The organism is Thermus sp. NMX2.A1 (assembly GCF_000511705.1).
In the GTDB taxonomy this organism is placed as follows: Bacteria; Deinococcota; Deinococci; order Deinococcales; family Thermaceae; genus Thermus; species Thermus scotoductus.
In genome coordinates this window covers 1-855 of record NZ_ATNI01000002.1, presented here as the reverse complement: position 1 = coordinate 855, position 855 = coordinate 1, and the positions used below count along the sequence as shown (strand labels likewise).

Annotated in this window: 1 pseudogene; it reads right to left on the bottom strand. The window is 62.2% G+C overall.

The features are described from left to right. Positions 1-852: pseudogene (locus TNMX_RS00030) on the bottom strand (transposase); the annotation flags it as partial. Positions 853-855: the final 3 nt, after the last annotated feature.

Below are 855 nucleotides of genomic sequence, written 5' to 3'. Positions count from 1 at the left end.
CCCTATGCACCACGCACACCTGCCACTGGGCCAGGGGATACACCCGGCGGATCGCCTCTTCCATCCCGGGTAGGCCATCGGTGATGAAGAGCAAAACCCGCCGCAAGCCCCTTTGCCATAGTTCCCTCAAGCTAGCCCTATCGGGCTGACCAAGACCTCTTCCCAGGCGGTGGCGTTCTCCGTGGGCAAGAGCCAGAATCCCAAGACCCGCCTCTCCCCATCCGGGGCAAGGCCCAAAGCCACGTACACCGTCTCCCGTACGATCCCTTCTCCTTCCCTAAAGACCTTTAGGGAAAGCCCATCCAGGTAGACAAAGGCCATCTCTGCAGGCAAAGGCCGCTTACGGAAGGCTTCCGCCGCCCCCAAGACCTCGTCCGTCAAGGCGCCCAAGGTAGCCCTTCGGGCTGACCAAGGTCTCGTGGGAGTACCGGTGGCCCAAAAGGAGGCTCATCGCCTCGGCCGCCTTGCGCTGGCTGACCCCGGCAGCGTAAAGGGCCACGGCCACTTCTCCTACATCTACTAGGCGGCGGGCGTAGGGGTGGAGGAAGGCGGGGTAGTAGCGGCCTCTCCGTGTTTCCCTGACGGGAAAGCAGCCTCGGTCCCTGGGGACCTTCAGATGGACTTGGCCGAAAGCGGTTTCCAGCTTCCTAGGGTAGTGGCCGTTCTTTTGCCCGCCGTGCTCCCTTAAGAAGGCTGCCCGGTCGGCCCCAAGCTAGCCCTATCGGGCTGACCCAGTAGGATCTGCAAAACCTCGCTTACTGTTTCCCGCACCGCTTCCCTCAGCAAGATCCGCAGGGTATCCTGATCCAAGGGGCACCTCCTCCGTCTAAGGTGTGCCCCCCTATTAAACACAGA